3 protein-coding genes are annotated in these 2,322 nt (G+C 58.4%); 2 read left to right on the top strand and 1 reads right to left on the bottom strand.

Features of this window, described 5'->3' with window-relative positions; genetic code table 11:
* Window positions 1-111 precede the first annotated feature (111 nt).
* Window positions 112-435 (bottom strand): DUF2025 family protein, encoded by a 324-nt coding sequence (locus tag DYL61_RS31125; RefSeq protein ID WP_105695518.1) that lies wholly within the window; start codon window positions 433-435, stop codon window positions 112-114.
* 232 nt (window positions 436-667) lie between these two features.
* Between DYL61_RS31125 and DYL61_RS31120 the strand changes: the two genes are divergently transcribed.
* A complete protein-coding gene (locus DYL61_RS31120; protein WP_135311570.1) occupies window positions 668-1,795 on the top strand; it encodes a glycerophosphodiester phosphodiesterase family protein in 1,128 nt (375 codons plus the stop codon).
* Window positions 1,796-1,878: 83 nt separating this feature from the next.
* Window positions 1,879-2,184 (top strand): PepSY domain-containing protein, encoded by a 306-nt coding sequence (locus DYL61_RS31115; protein ID WP_105695516.1) that lies wholly within the window; start codon window positions 1,879-1,881, stop codon window positions 2,182-2,184.
* Window positions 2,185-2,322: the final 138 nt, after the last annotated feature.

The following is a 2,322-nucleotide window of genomic DNA, read 5'->3' as shown; positions in this document are numbered from 1 at the left end:
CTTGCCCCCGATAGCGGTGTATCAGAACCAGATGTACTGACTGACACCCTGCTATCGGGAGCAAGCCCCCTCCCACTTTTGATCTTCATATGACCGATGAAGTAAATCGGGCTAGCTCACCAAACTCCGCAACGCACTGATCTGCGGTATCTCCACCCGGCGCATATACACCCGCAGCGGCTCGGTGATGTTGATGCGCTCGTCGATGTTCTGGTCCAACAACAACTGGATACGCTCGCGGGACAGGGTCATGGCGTGTTCGGGAGCCGGCAGCCAGACAAATTCGGCGGTGGGGATGATGCCGTCATCGGCCACGTCCATGCCAAAAGAGTCTTCGCTGAAACGTACGATGTACTGGCCGGTCTTGCGGTTCAGGCCCACGAAACCGTGGAGTTGGTCGGCGGCCTGGCAGATAAGCTCGGAAGTGATGCGCATGGTAAACCTCACTGAAAAGTCCCACCGGGACTGGAAAGATGGTTTACACGCGTGGCAAAAAGTACGGCCCTCTTACGGGGCAGCTTCGGGCAAGAGTACTGCAATGCCTCTCATAAAAACTCGAAAAATTTGCCCCGACGCACGTTAATGTCGGTTTGGTGATAGCGCCGTTCGCAATCAATTGTTAAAAAGGACGCCTTCTCAAAGTTACCTCCACGAAAGGACTTCGCCTATGCCTGTCACGTTTACCAAAAGCGCCCTGCTGCTCGCACTGATGCTGGGCCTGGGCCAGGCACAGGCTGCCGACCCCATCAACCCGGCTGAATTGGCAACCAACGAAGGCATTCCATACCCGGCGGTGATCGCCCACCGTGGTGCTTCCTACGACGCCCCCGAGTCCACTGCCGCGGCCTACAAGGTCGCGCGCGACCTGGGTGCCGACTACCTGGAAATGGACCTGCAGCGCAGCAAGGACGGCGTGCTATTCGCCCTGCACGACAACAATCTGCAGCGCACCACCGACGTGGCCACCAAGTTTCCCGAGCGCAAAGACGCCCCGGCCAACGAATTCACCTGGAAAGAACTGCAAACCCTCGACGCCGGCAGCTGGTTCAACGCGGCGTACCCCGACCGCGCGCGCCCTGGCTTCGTGGGCCTGAAGATCCAAAGCCTGGACGACATCATCAAGATCGCCGAAGGCAACCCGCAGCACAAACCCGGCCTGTACATCGAAACCAAAGAGCCCAAGCAATTCCCGGGCATCGAAGCCGACCTGAAAAACAAATTGCTGGATAAAGGCTGGCTGAGCTCCGCCGGCTCCAAGCTGGGCAAGAGCAACACCGGCGTCGGCCAGGGCCGTGGCCGCGTGGTGCTGCAAACCTTCGAAAAAGCCAGCTTGATCGAGCTGCAAAAAGAGATGCCCAACACCCCGAAAATCCTGCTGTTGTGGGTGGGTGAAGGCAGCATCGAGCCGAAAAACAAACAGACCTTTGCTGAATCCGGCGAGACCACCAAGGCCGCCTACTACGCCAAGCAAGAGCCAAAAGACGCCGCCGAGTTTGAAAAGTGGGTCGACGAAGCCAAGAGCCTCGGCGCCATCGGCACCGGCCCGTCGGCTGAGCTGACCAACCACGGCGACCAAAGCTACACCGACCTGGTCAAGCCCGAGATGAACAAGCTGACCCACGACAAAGGCCTGCTGATCCACGTCTACACCGTGGACGAACCCGTGGACTTCCAAAAAGTGATGAGCGCCGGCGTGGATGGCATCTTCACCAACCGCGCCGCCGAACTGTTGAAGTTCTACAAGCGCTGGCCGTCGTCCAGCGTGCAGGACCTGCTGAACGACTATAAGTACTGAGTCAGAGTGCCATTAAGGATGAATTAAGTTGCGCTGGTTAATCTGGCGCCACTTAAACAGCTCACCGAAGAAGGACTTACACCATGAAAACCTTGACCGCATTGTTCGCCGCCACCGCCATCACCCTGACCGCCGGCCTCGCCCAGGCGGACGTTCGCCCGGACCACATTGAAGGCCTGCTCAAGTCCGGTGCCGTGATGCCTTTTGAAAAACTCAACGCGGCCGCCCTGGCCAAACATGCTGGCGCCAGCATCACCGACACCGAGCTGGACCACAAAAATGGCGTGCTGGTTTACGAGGTCGACCTGACCGACACCGCCGGCAAGAAGTTTGAAGTGAAGCTCGACGCCAAGACCGGTGCAGTGCTGGAAGACAAGCAAGACACTTGAGTGTGTCAGGCACACCATAGTTCTAATGTGGGAGGGGGCTTGCCCTAATGCCAGTCAGTTAAGGAAACAGCAGATTGAGCGGCTTTCTGTAGTGAGCGGGCTTGCCCCGCGCTGGGGGGCGAAGCCGCCCTAAACCCG

The organism is Pseudomonas nabeulensis (assembly GCF_004682045.1).
Lineage (GTDB): Bacteria > Pseudomonadota > Gammaproteobacteria > Pseudomonadales > Pseudomonadaceae > Aquipseudomonas > Aquipseudomonas nabeulensis.
Note: the sequence above shows the minus strand (reverse complement) of the source record. Positions and strands in the feature narration are given on the sequence as shown.